A 545-nucleotide genomic window follows, 5' to 3' on the forward strand; every position below is an offset into this window, starting at 1 on the left:
GGGTACTCTTCCTGTAAACGACTCCACATGCTGTCATGGTGCTCTGCAAGCCGTCCCGGAACTGATAACAAACCAGACGGCTTATTCACAGCCAAGATATGGTCGTCCTCAAAAACGATGTCGATCCAAGGATCAGTCGGTGGGTTGTACTCAAGCATTGCCATGGGTGGGATCTCTAGAAAATAAAAACGCCGCGATTATAACGAGGGCTCAGCCAAAACGCATTTTAATTTCGCGACCAATGAAAACACCAAAACCAACAGGGTTAATCAAGTCAATAAATTCGAAAAATAAAATAAAAACTGATTTGTAAATATAGTTTGACAAGTACTGCGGGAGTGATATTTATAGAGTGGTTACCCAAATAACTTTATTCCGTTCGGAAAAGCACCCCATAACATTAAATAAGGTTTCACGCCGTTTGGATTCCCGCGAACCGTTCTCGCGGGGAAGGTTATGCCGCTATACACAACATCAAAGGACAATAAGAAATGGAATCCGCCGTACCAGATCAACCCCAATCCAGAATATCGCTATTTTTCCGC

Annotated in this window: 1 pseudogene; it reads right to left on the reverse strand. The window is 43.3% G+C overall.

The window, feature by feature from the left end:
- Nucleotides 1-164 (reverse strand): annotated as a pseudogene (locus R7190_RS29950) (RNA pseudouridine synthase); the annotation flags it as partial.
- Nucleotides 165-545: the final 381 nt, after the last annotated feature.

It is taken from the genome of Vibrio sp. 1078-1, assembly GCF_033340475.1.